General features: G+C 66.2%; 25 protein-coding genes. 7 read left to right on the top strand and 18 right to left on the bottom strand.

Annotated features, from left to right (window positions below; all coding sequences use genetic code 11):
* Positions 1-24 precede the first annotated feature (24 nt).
* The 4 genes from LKE06_RS22205 to dprE2 all read right to left on the bottom strand — a co-directional run bounded on the left by LKE06_RS22205 (position 25) and on the right by dprE2 (position 3,679).
* Positions 25-771: a cobalt-precorrin-6A reductase gene (locus LKE06_RS22205; protein ID WP_228001305.1), complete on the bottom strand. Its 747-nt coding sequence runs from the start codon at positions 769-771 to the stop codon at positions 25-27.
* On the bottom strand, positions 768-1,373 hold the full coding sequence (locus LKE06_RS22200; RefSeq protein ID WP_228001274.1) for a DUF8020 domain-containing protein: 606 nt from the start codon (positions 1,371-1,373) through the stop codon (positions 768-770). Before LKE06_RS22200 ends, LKE06_RS22205 begins: the two co-directional genes overlap by 4 nt.
* Positions 1,374-1,472: 99 nt before the next feature.
* Positions 1,473-2,828, bottom strand: a complete 1,356-nt coding sequence (gene cbiE / locus LKE06_RS22195; RefSeq protein WP_228001273.1) for a precorrin-6y C5,15-methyltransferase (decarboxylating) subunit CbiE — start codon at positions 2,826-2,828, stop codon at positions 1,473-1,475.
* An 86-nt stretch (positions 2,829-2,914) separates the two neighbouring features.
* Positions 2,915-3,679: a decaprenylphospho-beta-D-erythro-pentofuranosid-2-ulose 2-reductase gene (dprE2, locus tag LKE06_RS22190; protein ID WP_228001272.1), complete on the bottom strand. Its 765-nt coding sequence runs from the start codon at positions 3,677-3,679 to the stop codon at positions 2,915-2,917.
* 243 nt (positions 3,680-3,922) lie between these two features.
* Here dprE2 and LKE06_RS22185 point away from each other — a divergent pair, with 243 nt between their 5' ends.
* Positions 3,923-4,333: a PPOX class F420-dependent oxidoreductase gene (locus tag LKE06_RS22185; RefSeq protein WP_228001271.1), complete on the top strand. Its 411-nt coding sequence runs from the start codon at positions 3,923-3,925 to the stop codon at positions 4,331-4,333.
* A gap of 60 nt (positions 4,334-4,393) precedes the next feature.
* Here LKE06_RS22185 and LKE06_RS22180 read toward each other — a convergent pair whose 3' ends face one another.
* Positions 4,394-5,521, bottom strand: coding sequence for a M24 family metallopeptidase (locus tag LKE06_RS22180; protein ID WP_228001270.1), 1,128 nt, complete (start codon positions 5,519-5,521; stop codon positions 4,394-4,396).
* 90 nt (positions 5,522-5,611) lie between these two features.
* Here LKE06_RS22180 and LKE06_RS22175 point away from each other — a divergent pair, with 90 nt between their 5' ends.
* Positions 5,612-6,580, top strand: a complete 969-nt coding sequence (locus LKE06_RS22175) for a 5'-3' exonuclease (protein ID WP_228001269.1) — start codon at positions 5,612-5,614, stop codon at positions 6,578-6,580.
* 71 nt (positions 6,581-6,651) lie between these two features.
* Here LKE06_RS22175 and LKE06_RS22170 read toward each other — a convergent pair whose 3' ends face one another.
* The 12 genes from LKE06_RS22170 to dop all read right to left on the bottom strand — a co-directional run bounded on the left by LKE06_RS22170 (position 6,652) and on the right by dop (position 20,014).
* Entirely contained in the window at positions 6,652-7,458 is an 807-nt protein-coding gene (locus tag LKE06_RS22170) for a DUF4333 domain-containing protein (RefSeq protein ID WP_228001268.1), read from the bottom strand.
* A 150-nt stretch (positions 7,459-7,608) separates the two neighbouring features.
* Positions 7,609-10,311 (bottom strand): DEAD/DEAH box helicase, encoded by a 2,703-nt coding sequence (locus tag LKE06_RS22165; RefSeq protein ID WP_228001267.1) that lies wholly within the window; start codon positions 10,309-10,311, stop codon positions 7,609-7,611.
* 2 nt (positions 10,312-10,313) lie between these two features.
* Positions 10,314-11,267, bottom strand: a complete 954-nt coding sequence (tatC, locus tag LKE06_RS22160; protein WP_228001266.1) for a twin-arginine translocase subunit TatC — start codon at positions 11,265-11,267, stop codon at positions 10,314-10,316.
* 107 nt (positions 11,268-11,374) lie between these two features.
* On the bottom strand, positions 11,375-11,641 hold the full coding sequence (gene tatA / locus LKE06_RS22155; RefSeq protein ID WP_228001265.1) for a Sec-independent protein translocase subunit TatA: 267 nt from the start codon (positions 11,639-11,641) through the stop codon (positions 11,375-11,377).
* 87 nt (positions 11,642-11,728) lie between these two features.
* Positions 11,729-12,757 (bottom strand): 2-dehydropantoate 2-reductase, encoded by a 1,029-nt coding sequence (locus tag LKE06_RS22150; protein ID WP_228001264.1) that lies wholly within the window; start codon positions 12,755-12,757, stop codon positions 11,729-11,731.
* 5 nt (positions 12,758-12,762) lie between these two features.
* Entirely contained in the window at positions 12,763-13,743 is a 981-nt protein-coding gene (locus tag LKE06_RS22145) for a helix-turn-helix transcriptional regulator (RefSeq protein ID WP_228001263.1), read from the bottom strand.
* Positions 13,740-14,735: a helix-turn-helix transcriptional regulator gene (locus tag LKE06_RS22140; RefSeq protein WP_228001262.1), complete on the bottom strand. Its 996-nt coding sequence runs from the start codon at positions 14,733-14,735 to the stop codon at positions 13,740-13,742. Before LKE06_RS22140 ends, LKE06_RS22145 begins: the two co-directional genes overlap by 4 nt.
* Positions 14,736-14,903: 168 nt before the next feature.
* Entirely contained in the window at positions 14,904-16,262 is a 1,359-nt protein-coding gene (gene pafA, locus LKE06_RS22135) for a Pup--protein ligase (protein WP_228001261.1), read from the bottom strand.
* A gap of 184 nt (positions 16,263-16,446) precedes the next feature.
* Positions 16,447-17,232: a proteasome subunit alpha gene (gene prcA, locus LKE06_RS22130; RefSeq protein WP_228001260.1), complete on the bottom strand. Its 786-nt coding sequence runs from the start codon at positions 17,230-17,232 to the stop codon at positions 16,447-16,449.
* Between the two features lie 82 nt (positions 17,233-17,314).
* Positions 17,315-18,097: a proteasome subunit beta gene (gene prcB, locus LKE06_RS22125; RefSeq protein WP_255649559.1), complete on the bottom strand. Its 783-nt coding sequence runs from the start codon at positions 18,095-18,097 to the stop codon at positions 17,315-17,317.
* Positions 18,098-18,162: 65 nt separating this feature from the next.
* A complete protein-coding gene (locus LKE06_RS22120) occupies positions 18,163-18,357 on the bottom strand; it encodes a ubiquitin-like protein Pup (protein ID WP_014986166.1) in 195 nt (64 codons plus the stop codon).
* A gap of 157 nt (positions 18,358-18,514) precedes the next feature.
* Entirely contained in the window at positions 18,515-20,014 is a 1,500-nt protein-coding gene (gene dop / locus LKE06_RS22115) for a depupylase/deamidase Dop (protein WP_228001258.1), read from the bottom strand.
* Between the two features lie 190 nt (positions 20,015-20,204).
* On the opposite strand from dop, the gene LKE06_RS22110 reads away from it, so the two are divergent.
* From LKE06_RS22110 to LKE06_RS22095, 4 genes are all read left to right on the top strand, one after another.
* Positions 20,205-21,419 carry a DUF418 domain-containing protein gene (locus LKE06_RS22110; RefSeq protein ID WP_228001257.1) on the top strand — a complete coding sequence of 405 codons (1,215 nt, stop codon included), beginning with the start codon at positions 20,205-20,207 and terminating at the stop codon, positions 21,417-21,419.
* Positions 21,420-21,756: 337 nt separating this feature from the next.
* Entirely contained in the window at positions 21,757-22,584 is an 828-nt protein-coding gene (locus tag LKE06_RS22105) for a helix-turn-helix transcriptional regulator (RefSeq protein WP_228001256.1), read from the top strand.
* 79 nt (positions 22,585-22,663) lie between these two features.
* Positions 22,664-22,963 (top strand): DUF6412 domain-containing protein, encoded by a 300-nt coding sequence (locus LKE06_RS22100; RefSeq protein WP_228001255.1) that lies wholly within the window; start codon positions 22,664-22,666, stop codon positions 22,961-22,963.
* 226 nt (positions 22,964-23,189) lie between these two features.
* Positions 23,190-23,591, top strand: a complete 402-nt coding sequence (locus tag LKE06_RS22095) for a YidC/Oxa1 family membrane protein insertase (RefSeq protein ID WP_228001254.1) — start codon at positions 23,190-23,192, stop codon at positions 23,589-23,591.
* Positions 23,592-23,599: 8 nt separating this feature from the next.
* On the opposite strand, the gene LKE06_RS22090 is transcribed toward LKE06_RS22095, so the two are convergent.
* A complete protein-coding gene (locus tag LKE06_RS22090; RefSeq protein WP_228001253.1) occupies positions 23,600-23,977 on the bottom strand; it encodes a nitroreductase family deazaflavin-dependent oxidoreductase in 378 nt (125 codons plus the stop codon).
* A gap of 52 nt (positions 23,978-24,029) precedes the next feature.
* Here LKE06_RS22090 and LKE06_RS22085 point away from each other — a divergent pair, with 52 nt between their 5' ends.
* On the top strand, positions 24,030-24,560 hold the full coding sequence (locus tag LKE06_RS22085) for an NUDIX hydrolase (protein ID WP_228001252.1): 531 nt from the start codon (positions 24,030-24,032) through the stop codon (positions 24,558-24,560).
* Positions 24,561-24,597: the final 37 nt, after the last annotated feature.

Below are 24,597 nucleotides of genomic sequence, written 5' to 3'. Positions count from 1 at the left end.
TCGGTCACCGCGCGCGGGAGCGACTCAGCCGCGCCCACGTTGCGCACACAACCAGGCCCAAGTCTCCGACACAGTCTCGGACATGATCGCGTCCCGAGGAAGCGCCGGACGATCGATCATGACGACCGGAATGCCCGCCGCCCGCGCGGCGACAAGCTTCGCATCGGTCTGATCACCGCCACTGTCTTTGGTGACGAGTACGTCGATGCGATGACGTCCCAGTAACCGCGATTCGTCCTCGACCTCGAAAGGACCACGCGCGAGCAATAATTCACGCTTCGGCGGCAGCGCACCCTCGGGCGGGTCGATGGCGCGGATAAGAAACCACTGCTCTGTCTGTTCAGCGAAGGCACCGACACCCTGGCGTCCGATCGTCAGGAACACCCGATCCCCCAGTCCCGCAACGGTTGTCGCCGCAGCAGCGAGATCGGGTACCCGGATCCATCGGTCGCCCGGCCGCTGCGACCAGCCGGGCCTGCGCACATGCAGCAGCGGCAGCCCGGCGTCGGCGGCGGCACGCGCCGCGTTCGCGCTGATGGTCCGCGCGAACGGATGGGTCGCGTCGACCACGGCGTCGATATTGCTGGCTACCAGCCATTGCCGTAATCCATCGGCACCCCCGAAGCCACCGACACGCACCGCGCCCTCCGGCAACCGTGGGTCGCGAACACGTCCGGCGAGCGCGGAGACGATATCGAATCCGCGCTCGTCGGAGGCGATGTGGGCGAGCTCCCTGGCTTCCTGGGTGCCGCCCAGTATCAGAATCTTCAGGGCTGGCCGCTGAAGTAGGCGACGCCCGCGTCGATCAGGTTCGGACCCCCCGCGATGAGCAGACCGACGAGGGCGCCGATCGGCAGACCTACGCCAAGGAAGAAGAACCCGATGATGCCGCCGATAAGGGCACCCAGCGACGCGCGCTGCAGTTCGGCGAAGAACCGGTCCTGCGAGGCGCCGATCTCCGTGGCAGACAGACCGGACGCGACAGGCTTGATGTCCGGGGTCAGCGTCAGCCGCTGTCCCGTCGCGTCGATGGCGGCCGCGATCGGAATGAGCGGGCCGTCAGCGACTTTCGCCGCCAACGGCACCGAGCCGACAACGTTGCCTGCCTCGTTCTTCACCGACACCGCCTTCTGGTCGGCGTCGAGACTGAACGCACCACCGGTCAGGGTGGTGACGATGGACTTGTTGCCGTCAACCAATTGCACGGCGTAGTTCACGCCCTGGTCTTCACCTTTGACAGTCGGTGAGGTGGCCTCCCCCTGCACCGCGGGTATCGGCGCCGGTGCCGCGGGAGCGGCGTTAGTGGTACCGGTTGCGATACCGGTGGCGGCGACAGCCATCAGCGCGGTAGCGGCGAACTTCTTGTACTTCATATATCTCCCAGATCAGGAATCGGATTTCCGATAACAATCGGATCTCGGGCACCGACCCTACCTGTTCACCTCGGTCTGCATCCCCTCCGATGGAGGTGGTCACGGCTCTGCTTTGACGACCGTCCACTGCGTCACCGGCAGTTGCGGGCGCCAGGCCGTGAACCCGCCGAGCGCCCCGGCTCGGTAAATTTGAAACTTCCGCAGTTCACCGCCGTGCGTAGCGGCCCAGGTGAGCAGCAATGCCTCCGACTCGGCGGTCACCGCATTCGCGACCATCCGGCCGCCGTGGCGTAATTGCGCCCAGCATGTCTCGAGCAGGCCATCCTGGGTTAGTCCGCCACCGACGAAAATCGCGTCGGGCGCGACTGATTCGGCGGGGTCGACCACAGTCGCACACATCTCCCCGAGCACGACAATCTGTGGAACCCCTAGGGCAACAGCATTATCGGCGATCTGACGCCTCCGGTTCTCGACCCGCTCGAACGTGACCGCCCGGCAACTCGGATGGGTACGGCACCATTCGATCGCGATACTGCCCGAGCCTCCGCCGACATCCCACAGCAACTCGCCGGGCGCGGGTGCGAGTGCGGACAGCGTCAGCGCCCGGACTTCGGACTTCGTGAGCTGGCCGTCGCCCCGGTACACCGCGTCAGGCAGGCCCGGGGTTCTTGTCGTACGCGTATGTGCCGCATCCGCGACGCAGTCGATTGCCACGATGTTCAACCGATCGACCGCGAGAAGATCCCACCTGCGCGCCTCGGCAGTACGGATCGTTTCGGCGACGCCGCCCAACCGGGCGAGCACCGTCATAGTCGACGCACCGAAACCATTGTCGCGCAACAGCTCCGCGACGAGACCCGGCGTATGTTCATCGGCGCTGAGCACGAGTATCTTGCGACGGTCCGCCAATTCCGCCAATACCGTCGCCACCGGACGCCCCACCGCACTGACGGTCGACACTTCGGCCAGCGCCCAGCCCAATCGAGCGCACGCGAGCGACGCCGATGACGGCTGCGGCAGCACCCGCAGAGCCCCTGGCCCCAACAATCGAGCCAACGTCACCCCGATGCCGTAGAACATAGGGTCCCCGCTGGCCAGCACACAGATCCGCGCATCGGCATACTGCTCGAACAGCCGAGGCAACGCGGGCACCAACGGAGACGGCCACCCGACCCGCTCGGCCGCCACCTCCTCGGGTACCAACCCCAACTGACGCCCGGACCCGAACAACACCTCGCATCCCGCGATGGCCTCGCGTGCCGCCCGCCCGAGCCCATCCCACCCATCGGCTCCGATCCCCACCACCACCGCGACCGGCCAGCGACCACGCCAATCAGCAACACCGGCAACCTGTTTCGTGGCACCGATCGCGCGTTCGACCGTCGTACCCGCACCGAGCATCGCCTCGGCCGCATTCGATGCCGGTGAACCACCTTCGCCGACAATGCCTTTCACATCCGTCCGGTCCGTTGACTCGGCCGGCTCTCGACACCCCCCGGTAGCGTCCGGACGGTCGACGTTCGATCGCGAATGTGGCTCGGTCACCGTGGCATCCGCCGCCAGACAGCTTGCGGGAGCAGGCCGAGAGCAAAGAACATCGGCTGCAGGGCGCGGGGCACCCACACTCGGCCCGCGCGACGGCGCAGGCCGTTGACGACGGCGGCCGCGACCTGGTCCGGGGTGCTCGACAGTGGCGCCGGGTCCATCCCCTCGGTCATGCGTCCGACCACAAAGCCCGGCCGGACCAGCAGCAGGTGAACTCCGCTGCCGTACAAGGCATCCGCGAGCCCGCTCGCGAAGCCGTCCAGCCCGGCTTTGGCCGACCCGTACACGTAGTTGGCCCGCCGAACCCGCGCACCCGCGACCGAACTGAACACCACGATCTGGCCGTCACCCCTGACGCGCATCAGATTCGCCAACGTAGTAAGCACACTGATCTGCGCCACGTAGTCGGTGTGCACCACCGCGATCGCATGGTCAGGATCCCGCTCCGCACGATCCTGATCTCCCAGCACACCGAACGCGAGCACCGCCACCCCGAGCCCGCCGTGCTCGGCGGTGACCTTCTCCAACAGCGCGGGATGACTCGCTGTGTCATCGGCATCGAACTCGACGCAGTGCACCGCCGTCGCGCCCGCCGCCGACACCGCGGCAGCCTCGTCGGCCAAATCTCCGCTACGCCGGGCCGCGAGAATCACTGTCCGCCCTGCCGCCAGCCGCCGCGCCACCTCGAGCCCGATCTCACTGCGCCCACCCAACACCAGCACCGGCCCCTCGGCAATCCCCCGCACGCCTCGCAATCCCATGCGCACAGTCTGTCATTCCCGACGACACGGTCCACGCACGGGCGATCCTCGGCGTGCACCTTCCCTGAACACCAGCGCGGCCCATCGCATACGAACCAGCCTGATCGAACCCATCGGCAGTCCTTCCGGCAAGCCACGCGTCGCCGTCGAGCCGGAATCCCGCGTTTCAGGTGAGAGCCGTGCTGAATCGGCCGAAAGTGGCTCACCGCCAACGGTCGCGCAGGCAGCGACTACGGTCGGGGCATGCCGATCAGCACCGCCCAGATCTCACCCGCCGCGCTCGAGTTCGTGACCGAGCGGCATCTCGCGACATTGACCACCCTGCGCGCCGATGGCACCCCCCATGTCGTTGCCGTGGGATTCACCTGGGACCCGGAAGCCGGGATCGCGCGGATCATCACCAACGACGGATCGGTGAAAGTTCGCAATGTCCGCCGATCCGGATACGCGGCCGTCAGCCAGGTGGAAGGTATTCGCTGGCTCACTCTCGAAGGACCGGCGCAGGTCCTCGACGATCCCGACAGTGTGGCCGACGCGGTCGACCGCTACGCGGGCCGCTACCGGATACCGAGGGAGAACCCGACCCGCGTGGTGATCGCCATCGAGGTCAAGCGTGTCCTGTCCAGTAGCACCCTCACCGCCGACGCGCGTTGATCCCACAGCTCCGAGCGTGCGCACCCACTGCCGACGAACCAGCAATGCCCGCTGCGCGACCTACAGCACCGTAAGTCCGTGTGGCCGTTGATTCATCGACTCGCAACCGTCGTCGGTGACGACGACGATGTCTTCGATGCGGGCGCCCCAATCGCCACGGAAGTAGATGCCGGGTTCGATGCTGAATGCCATACCGCGCCGCAAGACGAGGTCATTGCCCTGGACGATATAGGGCTCCTCGTGCACGGACAGGCCGATTCCGTGGCCGGTACGGTGCACGAAGGCGGGTCCTGAACCGGCGGCGGTCAACAGGTTTCGCGCTGCGGCGTCGACCGATTCGGCGGTGACGCCGGGGCGGACGGCGGCGACGGCGGCGGCCTGGGCGCGCTCCAATTCCGCGAACTGCGCTGCCACTTCCGGGGTCGGATCGCCGAGCACATAGGTGCGCGTCGAGTCCGAGTAATACCCCGGCGCCACCGGACCGCCGATATCGATGACGACCAGGTCACCGGGTTCGATCCGTCGTTGTGACACCTCATGGTGCGGATCGGCGCCGTGCGGTCCGCTGCCGACGATGACGAACGCGACCTCGGTGTGCCCCTCCTCGATAATCGCCGCCGTGATATCGGCGGCGACCTCGGCCTCGGTCCGGCCGGCCTGCAACCATTCGCCCATCCGAGCATGCACCCGGTCGATCGCCGCGCCCGCACGCCGCAACGCATCGACCTCCGCGGCGTCCTTGATCATCCGCATCTCGCGCAGCACCGGCGTGGCCGAAACCGGTATGCCACCGAAGGATTCGGCCAACGGCAGTACGTGCAACGCGGGCATGGCATCGGCCACCGCGACCCGCGAACCGGCATGCAGCGCCGACTTCACGATGTGGTACGGATCGGTCCCATCGACCCAATCCAGCACCGGCAGGCCGAGTTCATCGACGGCGGAGTCTTCCAGCGATGCCAGCTCCAGTTTCGGGATCACCACCGACGCGGGCGCACCGTTGGCGGGTATCACCAGGCATGTAAGTCGTTCGTGGGATTGGGCCGCCGACCCGATGAGGTAACGCAGATCCGGTCCCGGTGTGATCAGCAGGGCATCCAGATGGGCGGCCCGCATCAGCTCAACCGCCCGCTCGAGCCGGTCACTGTAAACATCCGCCGCGAATCGCGACTGTGTGTGCGAACTCATACCCCTCGACGTTACCCGCCGCGTCCGCCGCGCAGACCACGCACCGGCGATTCCGCCGTCCTGTCGGTCCGGGCAGGTAGCCTCACCGACGTGACCCCAGCCCCGACCTCCGGCGGACCCCTGCTGCTCCTCGATGGCGCGAGTCTCTGGTTTCGCGCATTCCACGCGATCCCCGAGAAAATCACCGCGCCGGACGGCCGGTCCGTCAATGCGCTACGTGGATTCACCGATATGGTCGCCTCGCTGATCACCAAACACACGCCGAGTCGGCTGGTCGTATGCCTGGACCTGAATTGGCGTCCGGCATTCCGCGTCGAGCTGGTGCCCTCCTACAAGGCCCACCGCCTCGATACGGCCGCCGACTCGGCTCCCGGTGCCGAAGAGGTGCCTGACCGGCTTACTCCGCAGGTCGAGATGATCCTCGACCTACTCGCGGCGGCGGGTATCGCAACCGGCGGCGCGGCCGGGCTGGAGGCCGACGATGTGCTCGGCACCCTCGCGACACGAGAACGCACCGACCCGGTGATGGTCGTCAGTGGCGACCGTGACCTGCTGCAGTTGGTGCGCGACAATCCACATCCGCCGGTGCGGGTGCTGTACGCGGGCCGTGGGCTGGCCAAAGCCGAACTGTTCGGCCCGGCCGAGGTGGCCACGAAATATGGTGTGCCGGAGGCGAATGCGGGCCGCGCCTATGCCGATATGGCGACCTTGCGCGGTGACGCCTCGGATGGTTTGCCTGGCGTGCCCGGTATCGGCGACAAATCCGCCGCCGTGCTGATCTCCCGCTTCGGATCCCTCGAGGCGCTACGGGCCGCCGTGGACGATCCCGAGGCAGACCTCGCGCAAGGTATGCGCGCCAAATTGCGCGGCGCCGCAACCTATCTGACCGCGGCCGCTCCGGTGGTTCGCGTCGTGTGCGACGCCGCGGTCGAGTTGTCTCGACCGGACGTGCTCCCCTCCGCTCCGGTCGATCCGGATCGCTTGCACGAGTTGGCCGCCGCATACAACGCCGAGAGCCCCATCACCCGACTGATCAAGGCAATGGGCACCGCACACTGAGCCCAGTATGACTGGGCTGCTGCCGACTCGCCGGGCGCCCGCGCCGGAATGCGGGCCGCCCGAGACGTGGGTCAGCTGGGTCGGCCGACCTCGTAGGTGCCGTCATCCTTCGTGATCTTGACGGTGACGTTCTTCTGTTCACCGCTGACCTTCAGACTGCAGGTGAAAGTCGCGTCGACCGCGACCTTCTGACCCGACGGGCAGGAAACGTCGGCGACGTCCTGGATGCCGTAGGAATCCGACAGCACCTTCTTGACACCGTCCTGCACTGCCGAATTGTCCAGCTCGTCCTTGCTGGTAAGCGCGAGGACCAGGGCAACGATGGCGCCGATCGCCACAACAGCGACCACGCCGAGGCCGATGAACAGCCCCTTCTTGCTCTTGGCCGCACCGGCCTGTGGGGCCTGCTGCCCCTGACCCCACTGCGGCTGGCCCCACTGCCCCTGCGGCTGCTGGCCCTGCTGGCCCCAATCCTGCTGCTGTGGTTGCTGACCCTGCTGATTCCAGTCCTGTGGCTGGCCGGGCTGCTGACCCCACTGTTGCTGCGGCTGGCTCGGCGTCTGCCCCCACTGGGGCTGGCCGGGTTGCTGTTGGCCGGGCTGCTGACCCCAATGCTGCTGCGCGGGTTGCGGTTGACCGGGCTGCGGCTGCGGCGGCACGGGCTGATTCGGCTGCTGCTGACCCCACGGATGCTGCTGCGGTTGGCCGGGCTGCTGGTTCCAATGCTGGGTCGGCTGAGCTGCCGGTTGCTGTTGGCCACCCCACTGCTGGGTCGGCCCGGCGCCTCCGGGCGCCTGCTGGCCACCCCATTGCTGGGTGGGGTCATTGCGCCCCTCCCCGGGACCAGGGGCGTCGTTCGGTCCGTACGGGCCGCTCATCTGCTTGCCTCCACTCGCATCGTTGTACATACGGTAGCCCCCCGCGTGAGACTCGTCGCACAACAGGACCGAGGCCGTATCCGAACCGATCCTGTCCGACTCCTCCGCCACGGTCGGTACGCGAAAGAAATCAAATCACAATCGAATCCACTACGCCGCGTCCACCGCCACGACACCCCGCCGAATTGCCCGTACCGCCTTCGCCGCCGTCCCGGCCACCTCCGGGTCGTCGGCGGTGCCGTGCACCTGATCGAGGAGGTCGATCACCTGCCTGCACCAGCGCACGAAATCGCCCGCCGACAGGGGTGCACTCTGGTCACCACTGGCCAGCAACGATTCGGCCAACCCGTCGCCGCGTGCCCATTTATAGACACCGGTCACGAATCCGAGGTCGGGCTCACGAGTCGGCGCCAACTTGTGCGCGGCCTCATCGGATCGCAATTGCGTCCACACCCCGACCGTCGCTCCGACTGCACGCCGGATCGGCTCGGTCGGTCCCGTCACGCCGAGATAGCCGCCCTCCTGACGGGATTCGTACACCAGGCTCGATACCACCGCAGCCAGTTCGGCCGGGCCGAGTCCGCGCCACAGCCCCTGCCGCAGGCATTCGGCGACGAGCAGATCGCTCTCCGCATAGATACGTGCCAACCTGCGGCCGTCAGCGGTCACCTCGCCCTTCTTTACGAAGCCGCGCTCCTCGAGCAGCCCGACGATTCGATCGAAAGTGCGCGCCAGCGAGTTGGTCGTCGCGGCAACCTTCTGGCGCATCGTCTCGGTCTCGCGAGCCAGCCGGTTGTACCGCTCGCCGATTCGGCTCATCTGCTCGCGGTCGCGGCGGGTGTGCGCCGGATGCGAGCGCAGGCTGCGCCGCAGCGTATCGAGTTCCCGATCGTCGGCGGCCTTCGACCGCTGACCACGTCGTGGGCGGCCGGGCACCGCAATTCCGGTGCTACGCAGCGCCGAAGCCAGATCACGCCGGGTGCTGGCGGTCCGGTGGTCGACCCGTCGAGGCAGGCGCATGTGGCCGAGTGCCTTCGCGGGCACCGGGAAATCGGCCACCGAGACCCGGCCGGCCCATTTGTCCTCGGTGAGCACCAGGGGCCTCGGGTCGCCGGGCGTGGCGTCCGGCTCCAGGATCACCGCGAGCCCGGCGCGCCGACCGGACGGAATCGCCACGACGTCACCGCGGCGCAGTGAGTTCAGCGAACTGACCGAGGCGCCACGTCGATCCGAGCGACTCTGCTGTTCGAGCTGGCGTTCGCGCTGCTTGATTCGCTCCCGTAGCGAAATATATTCCAGGAAGCCGCCGTCTTCGTCGCCGAGTTGGCGGCGCAGCTTGCGTAACTGGTCTTCGTTGCGTTCGATACCACGCACCAGCCCGACGACCGAACGATCGGCCTGGAACTGCGCGAACGATCGCTCCAGCAGGGCACGCGATTCGTCCGCGCCCATGCGGTCGATAAGGTTGATCGACATGTTGTAGCCGGGCCGGAACGAACTGCGCAACGGATAGGTCCGGGTGGAGGCAAGGCCCGCGACGGCACTGGTGTCGACCTCCGGCTGCCACAGCACCACCGCGTGCCCCTCGACGTCGATGCCGCGGCGACCAGCGCGACCGGTCAGCTGGGTGTATTCGCCGGGAGTGAGCTCGGCGTGCGACTCTCCGTTGTATTTGACCAACCGCTCCAGCACCACCGTGCGCGCGGGCATATTGATGCCCAATGCCAGTGTCTCCGTTGCGAATACAGCCCGCACCAGCCCACGCACGAACAAGTCCTCGACCGTATGCCGGAACGCGGGCAGCATGCCCGCGTGATGGGCGGCCAGACCGCGATGCAGCGCCTCGCGCCACTCCCAGTAGCCGAGTACCTCGAGATCGTCCTTGGGTAGATCCCCTGTGTGCTTCTCGATAACTGCGTCGATGACCTCGGTGTCGCTGTCGCGACTCAGATCCAGCCTCGAACGCACGCACTGCGCGAGCGCCCCGTCACAACCCGCCCGGCTGAAGATGAAGGTTATCGCGGGCAGCAGCCCTTCCTCATCCAGTTTGGCGAGCACTTCGGGGCGCGGTAGCGGGCGGAAGTCACGGCGCGGTCCACCGCGACCGTGGCGCGGTCCGCCCCAACCATTCATCCGATCCGCGGTCTCGCGATGTCGGATGTAGCGCACGAGGTCCTCGTCGACGAGAACCTTCTGGTCGCTGGAGTCGGTATCGAACAGGTCGAACATGCGCCGACCGACCATGACGTGCTGCCACAGCGGAACCGGACGCGTCTCGTCGACCACAACGGTGGTATCACCGCGTACGGTCTCCATCCACGCGCCGAATTCCTCGGCGTTGCTGACCGTCGCCGACAGGCTGACGAGCCGGACATCCGGTGGCAGATGCAGGATGACCTCTTCCCACACCGCGCCACGGAACCGGTCGGCGAGATAGTGCACCTCGTCCATCACCACGAAGGCCAGTCCACGCAACGCGTCGGAGGAGGCGTAGAGCATGTTGCGCAGCACCTCGGTGGTCATCACGACCACCGGCGCGTCCGGGTTGATCGACTGGTCGCCGGTGAGCAAACCCACCTGGTCGCGGCCGTGCCTTTCGGTCAGGTCGGCGAACTTCTGATTCGACAACGCCTTGATCGGCGTGGTGTAGAAGCACTTTCCGCCCGCGGCCAGCGCCAGATGCACGGCGAACTCGCCGACCACGGTTTTACCCGCGCCCGTCGGCGCACACACCAGTACGCCGTGTCCGCCCTCGAGGGCGGCACAGGCGTTGCGCTGGAAGGGATCCAGGGTGAAACTCAGCTCGGCGGAAAACTTGGCCAGCTCGCCTGCCTGCGACCGGTGAATGGACACCGTCAGAGGGTATCGGAGTAGTCCGACATCGGTCGTGCGGTTTTACCCGGCGGATCCACGATCGATTCGGCGGGACGGATCGGCTCGGGGCCACTCAGCGAGGAGGCTTCCTCATCCGACAGCGCCGCCAACGCCGCGGCCTCCCGGCGCGAACGACGTTTGTCGTTGATCCTCGCGAACTGCACGGCCACCTCGAACAGGACCGTCAACGCCAGAGCCAGCGCAAGCATGGAGAACGGATCCTGCGGTGTGACGATGGCCGCGAACACGAACAGGCCGAAAATCAGGCCGCGCCGCCATGCCTTGAGCCGCGCGTAGGTCAGCACTCCAACCATGTTCAATCCGACTATCAGCAACGGTGTTTCGAAGCTGATGCCGAAGATGACCAACAGCTGGATGATGAATCCGAAATATTGTGAACCGCTCAGGGCGGTGATCTGCGCATTGCTGCCGATACTCAGCAAGAAGCTCAGCGCATGCGCCACAACGACATACGCCAGCACGGCCCCCGTCGCGAACAACACGGTGCCCGTGGTGACGAACCCGACCGCGTACTTGCGCTCCTTCGCGTACAGGCCCGGGGTGATAAAGGCCCACAGCTGATACAGCCATACCGGGGCCGCCAGCACCACACCGGCCGTCATGCCCACCTTCAACCGCAGCATGAACTGCTCGAACGGCGCGGTAGCCAGCAACCGGCAGGCGCCGTCAGGTGTGAGCGCGGCACGCGAGGACGCGGGCAGCGAACAGTAGGGGCCGAGCAGCACGTCGCCGAGGCTCTCGATCCCGAAGATCGAATGCGAGTACCAGAAGAAACCGAACAGCGTGGTGATCAAGACCGCGGCGATCGAGATCAGCAGTCGGCTACGCAGCTCCTGCAGATGCTCGACCAGCGACATGGTGCCGTCGGGATTGGTTCTGCGCTTGCTGTGCCGGGGATCGAACGGGATTCGCATGGTGGTGTGTTGGCCCCTGGGTCGAATGCGCTCGCCGCATGATGTGTCGGCGGGCAACAGCACAATGCCCGGAGCGAACTCGACTCACTCCGGCGGTACAGCTCGGCTCAGACCGACTTCGGCTCGGCGTGGGGCTCAGCGACGATCGGTTGCTGCGGCTGTGCCGGTGCCAGCTCCTGAACCGGCTGCTGCTTGGCCGGTGCCGGGCTCGCCGACGCGTCGCCGCTCTCGCTCTGCATCTGGCTGACTTCGCTCTTGAAGATGCGCAACGACCTGCCCAGGCTGCGGGCGGCGTCGGGCATCCGCTTCGCGCCGAAGAACATCACGAAGAGCGCCGCGATAATCAGCCAGTGCCAGATACTCAGACTGCCCATGGTTAACCTCCCAAAAATGTGGTAGTTCTGATGCTACCGGACCATGACGTGGGCTAACTCCCGCGTCGGTACTCGTTTGCCGCGCGTTCAACCGTGATCGGTCTCGGCCGCCATCCGCAGTTGCTCGAGTAGTTCCGGTCCCGTCCAGGTGCGCCGGTCACCGTGTTCGGCCGCGACGACCAATTCGATCAGCCGTTCATTCACCGGTGTCGGCGCACCGACCATCGCACCCAGGCTCACAATTTCGCCGCACAGCCAGGAGATTTCGGTGGGGCGCCCCAGTGCCAGATCGTCGGCCATGGACGAGCGGGCGACCGGATCGATAGCCAGCACCTGACCGGCGATCCGACCGAAGATGCCGTCCGGAACGGTCAACAGCCGCGCCAGCATGGCCGGTGGCAGTACCGTGAGGCGGGCCGGGCGAATTCGCGCCCTATTCATCGCAGCCAGCGCCTCACGTTGGACCAGCGCCAGGCCGCGACGGTAGTTCCGGTCGGCAAGTTCCTCGCGCAGCGGTCTGCCCGAGAGGGCATTGATCGGATTGTTGAGATTGAGCAGCAGCTTTGCCCACTGCACCGGCAGCAAATCCCGATAACGGCGCAGCGACAGCCCCACCCGCTGGAAGAGGCCGGCGAATTCCGCCAGAGCCGGGTCGTCCTGGACCGCGAGCCCACCTTCGGTGCCGCGATGGAATCGCCCGTCGGGGTAGTGGACCACGTTGAACATCACCACGCCCGCGAGCACCACGCAGGAGGGCAGGATGTCGCGAATCACCGCGTCGTTGCCGATCCCGTTCTGCAGACTCAGCACCACAGTGCCGGGACGGATCTTGTCCACCAGGCCCCGAACCGCGCTCGCGGTGGCCGCCGATTTCACCGCTACCAGCACCAGATCGGCCGATCCGACGGCGTCGGGTTCGGTGGATACCGCGAACGCGCCGGACGCGACCGCCTCGTCGCCGCCGTCCAGATCGGTCAGCCGCAATCCGGACACGGTGATCTCGTCCAACGCACGCCGCCTGCCGACAAACGTGACCCGTGCTCCGGCCGCAGCCAGCTTGCCGCCGACAAAGGTGCCGATACTGCCCGCACCCAATACCAACACGTGACATGTCACGCGGGTCAAGCCTCCTCGAGTTCTGCCTCTTCATACGCCGCGAGCGCCGCGTGCGAACGCTCCCGCACCGCGGCTACCAACTCGGGCGGACCGAGGACGGTAACCCCGGCGCCGAATCCGAGCAGCAGCCGCGCCATCCAGTCCAGGGTGGCGAATCGCATGGTCACCTCGAGGCTACCGTCGGGGTGCACGGCCAATCGATGCATCGGGTATTGATCGAGCACCCAACCGTAGTCGCCGTGAATTCGCAAGCGCGCCAACGGAACCCCGGGATCATCTTGGAACAGGTCGAGAGCGGCGGACTCCTCGGTGGCGTGGCTGGGTGGACGCGCCGGTTCAGCGAGTTCGGTGGCAGCCTCGATCCGGTCGAACCGGAACAGCCGCACGCCTTCGGCTTGACGGCACCACGCCTGCAGATAGCTGTTGTTGTCGACCAGAACGATGCGGATCGGGTCGACGACCCGTTCGGACACCACGTCACGACTGGCCGAGTAGTACACCAGCCGCAGTACGTGCTGCGCGGCCAGTGCCGAACGGACCGTCGCCACCGCGGGAGCCTCGACCCGACGGGGCGCAGCCTGCCCCGGCCCCCCGCCCTCGACAGATCCACCGTCGGAGATCGCGGATTCGATCTTGGCGATCGCCGCCTGCGCCGCGGTCGGATCGACCATGCCCGGCATATCCACGATCGATCGCAGGGCCACCAGCAGCGCGGTCGCCTCCGTAGAGGTCAGACGCAGCGGCCGGTCGATGCCGGCCGAGAAGGTCACCTCGATGCTCTCCTCCGAGAACGACAGGTCGATCAGATCGCCGGGCCCATAACCGGGCAGGCCGCACATCCACAACTGATTCAGGTCACCCATCAGCTGTTTGGTCGTTACGCCGAGGTCGGCGGCGGCCTCGGCCGCGCTGATACCGGGATGCGCGATGAAGTACGGAATCATGTTCAGCAATCGCGAGAGACGAACGGACAAACGCGAACTCATGCCGTAACCTCCGTCCGATCGAACACCGAACGCAGTCGCGCGACGACATCGGCGCGCAAGTCCTCGGGTGCGAGCACCAGCGCGTCGGGGCCGAGTCCGGTGATCAGCCGGGCCAGCCAGTCACGAGAACGAATCGGTACCTCCACGACCGCGCCCGCACGACCGCCGATGGTCCGGTCCCCCGTGATCCGTCCAAGCCTGCGAATCTCTCGCCCATGCCCACCCGCCACCCAGACAGTCGCCGAACCGGTGACCGGCGCACTGGTGGTGACCTGGTCGACGATGCCGCGCAGTTCAACCCCGTCGGGCTTGCTGACTGCATTGGGTGGTCCGTACGCGGTCACATCGTCGCCGATCCGGGACAACCGGAAGGTGCGCACCGCATTCCGATCGCGGTCGTGCCCGACCAGATACCAGCGCCCGTGACGCGTCACCACACCCCACGGCTCCACATCGCGCATGAGATACGGCTCGTTGATCGCGCCCCGATGCTCGAAGCGCACCGCTTGGCCCGCGTCGATGGTGGCCAGCAATTTGCCGAGCACGGGTTCCGAACCACGGGTGCGAGCAGGGACCGCGGGCACCGACGCGACCGCGGCATCGGTTTCGACATGCACTCCGGCCGCGCGCAGCTTCAATAGTGCGCCTTCGGCCGCCGCCGCCAGTTCCGGCGATTCCCACATCTGCACGGCCACCGCGACCGCGGCGGCCTCCTCGCTGGTCAGGTCGATCTCGGGTAGCTCGTAGGCGTCCCGGTTGATCCGATAGCCCTCTACCGAGGTGTACCGGCCCACCGGACCGACCTCCAGCGGAATGCCCAGGTCACGCAGCTCGTTCTTGTCCCGCTCGAACATCCGGCTGAAGGCCTCGTCGCTGGCCGAGTCCTCGTAACCCGCGACGCTGGCCCGGATCCGCTCCGCGGTCAGGAACTGACGGGTCGACAGCAGCGCGATGACTAGATTCATCAGCCGCTCGACCTTGGATATCGCCACCCGAACAGGGTAATGGGCGCGATCGATAACTGGCACGGCGGCGCACGATTCCCGCGCTACGGACATCTCACAATGGCGACAACCGGAAAACTTCCACCTCGAGCCCCGGCACCAACCAGGACCCACCGTCTGCCGCAGCGACGAAAGGGCCCTGGAAATGCCGTTCTATTACATCGAGGCGATCAGCCGGTCGACGCGCTCGTCGACCGAGCGGAAGGGATCTTTGCACAGCACCGTGCGCTGGGCCTGATCGTTCAGCTTCAAATGCACCCAGTCGACGGTGAAATCGCGGCCTGCCTCCTGGGCGGCGGTGATGAAGTCACCACGCAGTTTGGCTCGGGTCGTCTGCGGTGGGGTATCGACCGCGGCGTCAACGGCCTCGTCCTCGGTGACCCGCTTGGCCAGGCCCTTGCGCTGCAGCACGTCGAAGACGCCACGGCCGCGCTTGATGTCGTGGTAGGCCAGGTCCAGCTGAGCGATCTTCGGGTCCGACAACTCCATGCTGTAGCGATCCTGGTAGCGCTGGAACAGCTTGCGCTTGATCACCCAGTCGATCTCGGTATCGACCTTGGCGAAGTCCTGCGCCTCGACCGCGTCCAGCGTGCGCCCCCACAGGTCGACCACCTGGTCGATCTGTGGGTCCCGGTCGCGGTTGCGCAGGTGCTCGACCGCGCGCGCGTAGTACTCGCGCTGGATCTCCAGGGCGCTGGCCTGCCGACCGCCTGCCAACCGCACCGGCCGCTTGCCGGTCATATCGTGGCTCACCTCGCGGATCGCACGAATCGGGTTATCCAGCGCGAAGTCACGGAACGAGACGCCCGCCTCGATCATCTCCAGCACCAGCGAGGCCGTTCCGACCTTGAGCATGGTGGTGGTTTCGGACATGTTCGAGTCGCCGACGATCACATGCAGGCGGCGGTACTTCTCCGCGTCCGCGTGTGGCTCGTCGCGCGTGTTGATGATCGGCCGCGAGCGGGTGGTCGCCGAGGAGACGCCCTCCCAGATATGTTCGGCGCGCTGCGACAGGCAGAACGCGGCCGCCTTCGGAGTCTGCAGAATCTTGCCGGCACCGCAGATCAGCTGCCGAGTGACAAGGAACGGCAGCAACACATCGGAAATCCGCGAGAACTCGCCCGCCCGCACCACCAGGAAGTTCTCGTGGCAGCCGTAGGAGTTGCCCGCCGAGTCGGTGTTGTTCTTGAACAGATAGATATCACCGCCGATGCCCTCCTCGGCGAGGCGCTGTTCGGCGTCGATCAGCAACTCCTCCAGCACCCGCTCGCCGGCTCGATCATGCGTCACCAACTGCGCCAGGTTGTCGCACTCGGCGGTGGCATATTCCGGATGCGACCCGACGTCGAGATAGAGTCGAGCACCGTTGCGGAGGAACACGTTCGAGCTACGGCCCCAGGAAACTACCCGGCGGAACAAATACCGGGCCACCTCGTCAGGACTGAGCCGACGGTGGCCGTGGAAGGTGCACGTCACACCGAATTCGGTCTCGATCCCCATGATTCGTCGCTGCACACTATCGACATTACAGCCATGTCATGCACTCGCGTGGGGCTGCGGACAACCCGGATGCATACGTCTTCGCAACGATTTCGACCCCCGCCGAAGCCATCGGCCGAAAAGCCTGGCCCACGCCGAAGGCCCCCGCCGCTGCGTGGAACGCAGCCCCGGGGGCCTCGGCTTACTTTCACGACGAAAGCTACTCCGACTTCGGCGCGTCTTCCGATGCCGCCGCCGCGGTGGCCGCGGCGGACTTGCTTTTGTTCCCCGACTTGCCGCCGGCCAGCAACCCTTCCAGGACAGTGGGCGTAACCCGCCGGAACGCTCGGCGCGGACGCGCCTGCTCGAGTGTCGCTACCTCCAGTAAGGACACCCCGAGCACGCGCTTGTCCTTGTCGGTGCCTTCTGACACCCCGGCCGTCAGTGCCTCCACCGCGATACCGATGGCGGCGGAAAGGTCGAGCCCGGGCTGGTAGGACGCCTTCAGGGCGGTGACGATCGGCTCCGTCGTGCCACCCATGACCACGTACTCACGCTCGTCGACGATGGACCCGTCGAAGGTCACCCGATAGAGCACCGAGGTCGGCGTCTGCTCCGGGTAGCCCACCTCGGCCACACAGATCTCCACCTCGTATGGCTTGAGCTGATCGGTGAAGATCGAGCCGAGGCTCTGCGCGTAGGCGTTGGCCAGTGCACGGCCCGTCACGTCACGACGGTCGTACTGATAACCACGCAGATCTGCCTGCAAAATCCCGCCGCGACGCAGATTCTCGAACTCGTTGTACTTACCGACCGCCGCGAAACCGATGCGATCGTAAAGCTCACTCACCTTGTGCAGGGTCGCGGACGGATTCTCCGCGACGAACAGCACACCCTTGTCGTACACCAAGACGATGACGCTACGACCCCGAGCGATACCCTTGCGCGCAAGCTCGGTCTTGTCGCGCATAATCTGCTCGGCCGATGCGTAATACGGCAGCGTCATGCTCGCGCACTCCCTTCTCGCAGACCCCCGCGGGAGTTCCCGCGCCCCGACGGCGCCATGGCCGCCGCGCGACTATCACCCATCACGCCTCTCGCTCCTCACGCTCGGCGACGATTGCGCGCGCGATCTCCTCGAGCCGAGGGTCCGCAACCTCTACGGCGCCCTCCTCGTCGATCACGATCGCCGTCGGATAAATGCCACGCACCAGGTCCGGACCACCGGTCGCGGTGTCGTCATCGGCGGCGTCCAGCAGCGACTCGATCGCGATGCTCAACGCGCGATCCTGATCGATTCCCTTGCTGTACAACTTCTTCAACGACGACTTGGCGAACATCGAACCGGAACCGACTGCGGCATAACCGAATCGCTCTTCGCTGCGACCGCCGACCACGTCGTAGGAAATTATCCGGCCTGCCCGATCGGGGTCGGTGGTGTGCTCGTCGTAGCCGACCAGCACCGGTACCACCGCCAAACCCTGCAATGCGGCGGGCAGGTTGTCGCGCACCATCTTCGAGAGTTTGTTGGCCTTACCGTCGAAGGTCAGCGATACGCCCTCGATCTTCTCGTAGTACTCGAGCTCCACCGCGAACAGCCGCACCATCTCGACCGCCATTCCCGCGGTGCCCGCGATACCCGCCGCGGAATAGGTGTCGGTGATGTACACCTTCTCCATATCCCTGCTGGCCAACAGGTTTCCCTGCGTGGCACGCCGGTCACCCGCGATCAGCACGCCCCCGCGAAACGACACCGCGACGATGGTGGTTCCATGCGGAGCCAGATCTTGCGCGGCGGTGCCACCGGAACTACCGGTGGCACCGTCGATCGCGCCGAAATTATTGCCGGGCAACAGTTCCGGAGCATGCATACGGAGGTGTTCGGAAAACGACGAGAGGGCGTACCCCGGGTGGAGACGCAAGGGGTCACCTGCTGTCACTGGCCGCCCTTCTGCACATACGCACGAACAAAGTCCTCCGCGTTCTCCTCGAGCACATCATCGATCTCGTCGAGCAGGTCGTCGGTTTCCTCCGCCAGCTTTTCGCGGCGCTCCTGTCCGGCGGCGTCAACGCCGTCGGGACCCTCATCCTCGTCGCCGCCCCCGGCGCGCTTGGTCTGCTCTTGTGCCATAGCAGCCGACCTCCTCTGTCCTCACCATGACCGAAGCTCTGTACTGAGCACGACCCCGATCATGAGCAATGTCCGTGCCCGTCCTTCAACACTACCCAGGTGTGCCGATTTTGCGGCGCCTTCGACACTGTGTTGATCGCGTGATGGCGCCAAATCTTTAGGTGGTGAGCTGTTCGACCAGCTCGGCGGCGGTGCCGACGCCGTCGAGCAGCTGACCGACGTGGGCCTTGGTGCCGCGGCGCGGCTCCAGGGTCGGGATCCGGACCAGGGAGTCGCCTCCCAGGTCGAAAATCACCGAATCCCAGCTCGCGGCGGCGATATCCCCGCCGAAACGGCGCAGGCATTCGCCGCGGAAGTAGGCGCGGGTGTCGGTCGGCGGGTTGGTCATCGCGGCGAGGACCTGCTGCTCGGTGACGAGGCGTTTCATCGAACCGCGCGCGACCAACCGGTTGTAGAGCCCCTTGTCCAACCGGACATCGGAGTACTGCAGGTCCATCAGATGCAGTTTGGGGGCCGCCCAGCCCAGGCCCTCACGGCTGCGCATACCTTCGAGCAGGCGCAGCTTGGCCGGCCAGTCGAGCAGGTTGGCGCATTCCATCGGGTCACGCTCGAGCAGGTCGAGGACCATCGCCCAGTTCTCCAGGATGTCCTGCACGCGGGGATCATCGTTGGCCTCGCGGGCAACGAACTTCGCCACCCGGTCGAGATAGATGCGCTGCAGCGCAAGGCCGGTCAGCTCGCGGCCGTCTGCGAGGGCGACGGTGGCACGCAGCGTGGGGTCGTGGGAGATCTGGTGTACCGCGGTCACCGGACGGGCCAGCTGCAGATCCGAAAGGTCCTCGCCGGCCTCGATCAGATCCAGGACCAGTGCGGCGGTGCCGACCTTGAGGTAGGTGGACATTTCGGCCAGGTTGGCGTCGCCGATGATGACGTGCAGCCTGCGGTACTTGTCGGCGTCGGCGTGTGGTTCGTCGCGGGTGTTGATGATGCCGCGCTTGAGCGTGGTCTCCAGACCGACCTCGACCTCGATGTAGTCGGCCCGCTGGGACAGCTGGAATCCGGTGTGATCGCCGGATTGCCCAATGCCGACACGACCAGAACCGGTGATGACCTGGCGCGATACAAAGAACGGGGTGAGGCCGACGATGATCTGGTTGAACGGGGTGTCGCGATTCATGAGGTAGTTCTCATGGGTGCCGTAGGAAGCGCCCTTGCCGTCGACATTGTTTTTGTAGAGCTGCAAGCGCGGTGCGCCGGGCACGCTGGACGCGTGCCGTGCGGCCGCCTCCATCACGCGCTCGCCCGCCTTGTCCCAAATCACCGCGTCCAACGGATCGACCACCTCGGGCGCGGAATATTCCGGGTGCGCGTGATCGACATATAGCCGGGCGCCGTTGGTCAGGATCATGTTCGCCGCGCCCACCTCGTCGGCGTCGATTACCGGGGCGGGACCGTTCATCCGGCTCAGATCGAATCCGCGGGCGTCGCGCAGCGGCGATTCCACCTCGTAGTCCCATCGGGTGCGCTTGGCGCGCGGCACACCCTCCGCCGCCGCGTAGGCGAGAACCGCCTGGGTGGAGGTGAGGATCGGGTTGGCGGACGGCTCGGCGGGGGTGGAGATGCCGTATTCGACCTCGATACCGATGATGCGCTGCATATGACGAGCGTAACGGGCGCGGCCGGGCTCGGTCCGTCGATGGGCCGCGCCGGGCCCGGCGAAGACACCGGCGGACGCCCCGACCGGATCGCGACCAGTGGCCTCGGCGACGGGATTGACCTCGATGTCATACCGACGGTGGTACTTCCGAAGGATCCGGGCCGATCGGCGCAAACAGGATATTCGGAACATGACCGATTCGATCGCCGGTTCCCTACCGGACGCCGCGGGGCACCACCACAAGCCGGAGGATGCGCCGGATCCCGGCTCGGCACGCCCCACACGCCTCGTGGCACTGGATGTGTTGCGCGGCATCGCGATTCTCGGCACGCTCGGCACCAATATCTGGATCCTGACCAACACGCAGGGCATGATCGGCTATCTGAACGAATTGAACGAGCGGGCCACCGGATGGATGTGGGCCGAGCGGGTGTTGCAGCAGGTCGCGCAGGGTAAGTTCCTCGGGCTGCTCACCATCATGTTCGGCATCGGCCTTGCCATCCAACAGGGGTCCGCGACACGCGCGGGCAGGCGCTGGCCCGGCAGCTATCCGTGGCGGGCGGGCTTGCTGTTTCTGGACGGCCTGCTGAATTTTCTGTTCGTCGCCGAGTTCGACGTCCTGATGGGATATGCGGTCACCGGGTTGGTTGTCGCGTTCGTGCTGGCGACAAGCGAACGCTCGCAACGCCGTTGGCTGCGGGTTGCGGCATGCATCCACGTGGTGATGCTGACTCTCATCGCACTCGCGATCACTCTTGCACCCCAGCAGGATTCGGCTCCACCGAAACCACTGGATCCGAATCCTTATGCGGATGGGACCTTTTGGGATCTCGTCGTCTTCCGCGTACAGAACGCCGGTATATTCCGGCTCGAGCCGCTCTTCGTGTTCCCCATGTCCATCGCGCTGTTCCTCGCTGGTGCGCACCTGTTGCGCGTGGGAGTGTTCCGGCCAGAGGGCGCGCGAATCCGCAAGCGCCTCATGATCGCAGGCTTCTGCCTCGCAGCGCCGATCGACCTGATTGTCGGCGTATTCGGCGGCGGCGAGATGCTGATCTTCACCCGCTACGGCACCGCCCCATTCGTCTCCTTCGCCATCCTCGCCCTGGTCGCCGAGTTCTACCTGCGCCACCCGCATGTCGGATTCTTCGGCCGCCGCTGCGCCGAGGTCGGCCGCACGGCGCTCAGCTGCTACATCCTGCAGAACCTGGTCGCCTCGATCCTGTGCTACGGCTGGGGTTTCGGGCTAGCGGCCCGGGTCTCCCCCGATGCCAGAGTCCCATTCACCGTCGGCATCTATCTGCTGGTCGCGTTGATCATCGCCGCCTTCGCTCACCTATGGCTGCGCCGCTTCGAACGCGGGCCGGTCGAATGGCTGTGGCACGTGAGCTATCGAGCGCTGAGCTAGCCGGGCTGCGCGACCGATCCCCCTGACGAGTAAGCAGTTCGCCGAGCGGCGGATCGCGATCGAGTGGAACCCCGAGGCCGCGTTCCTGGATGCGGCCGGGGGTGGGGTTGCGGCCGGGGAGGGTGCGGAATATCGCGCCCCGGTCCCCCGGCGCTCCCCCGTTTCCTTTGGCACCGGTGCCGGTCCAGTGATCGCTGTCGGCAACCGGAATGTGGTCGTGGCAAACACGATCGAGTTCTGGGTCAGGTCGCCGATACTCTGACAATCGCCGCCGCACCGGGATAGTCTCGGCGAGGGATCCGAACCAGGATTCGCTTTCCGCCGGGAGCATCTGATGATGAAGGCTCTGGTTACCGACGCGACGTCCGTTGCCACGACGTCACCGACCTCCGTGCACCACGCCTCCGGACCACCCACTGCGGACCGCGAGCCGAAGACCGGATTGCTGCGGGCGGGCGTCCTCGCCTTCTATGGGCCGATCGGGGTGACGGAACTGCACGCCCACAACGCGGTCCAGATCGTCGCCACCCAGACTCCGATAGTCGTGGTGGATGCCAGCGGAATTCGGCACCACGGCACGCACGTCATCGTGCCCGCCGACGCACCGCACCGGATCGCCGCGGGCGCCGAGCGCGGCACCGCGATATATCTCGACCCGGAAACCGCCGCGGGCGCTGCCGCCGACCACAGGGCACACGCCTATGGCTGGGCCGACAGCACCCACTCCCTACCCGCCGATCCCGCCAGCGTCGGCCTCGCCGAGGCCGTCGCTGAGGTCGTCCACGATCTCCAGCACGACACGGAGGGCAGCGCACCCACCGGTCAGCACGCCGTGGTCAACGAGGCGATGCGGATGCTGCCCGCATTGGTTCGCGACGGCCCGGTCCGCGGCGCCGACGTCGCCCGCCGCCTCGGCGTTTCGGGCTCTCGGCTGACCCACCTGTTCACCGAACAGGTCGGAATACCGTTACGTCCCTACATACTGTGGCTGCGCCTGCACATGGCCGTCACCAGAGTCCGCTCCGGCGACGACCTCGCCGATGCCGCCATCGCCGCGGGGTTTGCCGATTGCACCCAGTTCACCCGCACCTGCCGCCGCACCTTCGGACTGGCGCCATCGGCTCTCAGCTGCCCCTCGCGCTGGGACCTCGGGGATGGCCGATAGCCGACCTCACCGGATCGAATGACTACGGCCGGTGCGGGCGAATCCACCGGGGTGGCGCATCCGCAGGTACGCTCGACGCATGTGCACGCGGGTGCAACTCACGACGTTTGCGGTTTTCGCATTCGTGCTGCCCGCACTGGCACTGATCGCCGCACCCGCACACGAGCCCGCCGCATTCGCCGTGATCGGTGCGATGGCGGCGTCGGTGGTCTTCGCGCTGATATCGCTGCGGAGCACGACCCGACTGCCGCTGCTTGTTGCCCGATCGGGTCCGCCACCGTCGGCACAGCGTCGTCGACGGGGTTCGTTTCTGCGCCAAAGTAATCCTGATACCGCGGGTCGCCCGCGCCCACGAGCGCCCGGTTCCGCCGCCGCCTGACGGCTACCCACCCGAGTGGCGGGGTGTCGTCGGCGTTTCGGCTGACCATTCCCGCTACCGTGCGCACGCACGAATCGCAGTCAGGTGCCTCTCATGCTCGACTTCATCTACTACCCCGTCTCGGCCATTCTCTGGTTGTGGCATACCGCTTTTGCCGCTCTGCTCGGTCCCGCCAGCGGCCTGGCCTGGGTACTGGCTCTTCGGCGCGGCCGACGTGCAGTCGTTCATGCATGCCGATCTATTCGGCGCTCCCCTATCAGCGACTCTCGCCAGTACCGGGACACTGGCCCTGCAGGTGGCGATCATCGCGGTTCCGCTCATGCTTATCGCCGCTCTCGCAACACATTTCACGGCACGCGCGGCTGTCGCGCGACAAGACCCGACCGCCACGCAACTTCCCCTGCTGAACACTTTGTCGCTCTGGGTGTTTCCGGCGGGCGCTATTGTCGGCGGCGCGGTACTGCCGGTGGCGATTCTGTTGTATTGGGTGTCGAACAACGCGTGGACGCTGGCGCAACAGCATTTCGTCTATCGGCGCCTCGACGCCGAATCGGCTGCCGAGGCCGCCGAGGCGCGGGCACGTACAGCACCCAAACCCGGCGTGAAACCTGATCGGCGGCGCCGCTGAGCGGAACGTTACGCGGCGCGGGCCTGCAGGTAGTCGGCGGCGGCAATGCCTTTCAGCACCTGCCGTAGACCGATCGGCGCCCAGTTCGCCGATGGGTCATGCGTCACGACAGGGTCGATAAGCTCGACCGTGCGACCCCTTGTCTCCAGCTCGAACGTTCCCGCCGCGCGGATATTCTTCACCCAGTCGACGTCATGACCATAGGTGAGCGAAATCCGATAGACGCCATCATTTTCGAAAACCCACACCGGAGTTCGGTAGGCACGACCGGACTTTCGGCCCTTGTGCACGACGATCCCCAGCGGCGCGACCCGGCCTGCGATCCGATTCGCGACGGGATTGGTGACGTGCCGATTGAAATTCGCCAATGCGCGCGGAAACACCATCGGGTCGGTCCTCTCTCCAGGTGGCGGGCGCTGCTCACGTTACTCTCGAAAGGTGTCAATTCAACCGAGCGCGGAGACGATCGCGGTCTACGACCGAGCGGGCCTGCAGGTCGGTGCGGCCGACCGAGCCACCGTCTATCGGAATGGAACCTGGCATGTCAGCGCAGGTGTGCTGGTTCGCTCCGGCGACGGGACGCGTGTCTACGTCCACCGCCGCACCGACACCAAAATGGTGTTCGCCGGTATGCACGATTGTCTGGTCGGTGGCGTGGCCGAGCCCGGTGAAACCCCGGACCGGACCGCATTGCGTGAACTCGGCGAGGAGTTGGGCATCATCCTGCCCGCCGACACCACCCTCCCCCTACTGCGCACCATCGCGTGGGAAGGCGAATGGCTCGGCGCACCGATGCGCTGCCATCTGTTCGCATACGAACTGCGCTACGACGGCCCGATCCTGCACCAACCCGAAGAGATCGCCGATGGTTGGTGGTGGACCGACGCTGAACTCGCCTCCCACCTTGCCGATCCCGCTTGGCCATTCGTTCCCGACACCCGAGCCCTTGTCGAGGGGTTGTTCGGCTGACCGACGATCGGCGCCGCAATATGCCGAAGCCCGCGTG

This window comes from Nocardia australiensis (genome assembly GCF_020733705.1).
In the GTDB taxonomy this organism is placed as follows: domain Bacteria; phylum Actinomycetota; class Actinomycetes; order Mycobacteriales; family Mycobacteriaceae; genus Nocardia; species Nocardia australiensis.
This window is presented reverse-complemented; position numbering and strand designations above follow the sequence as displayed.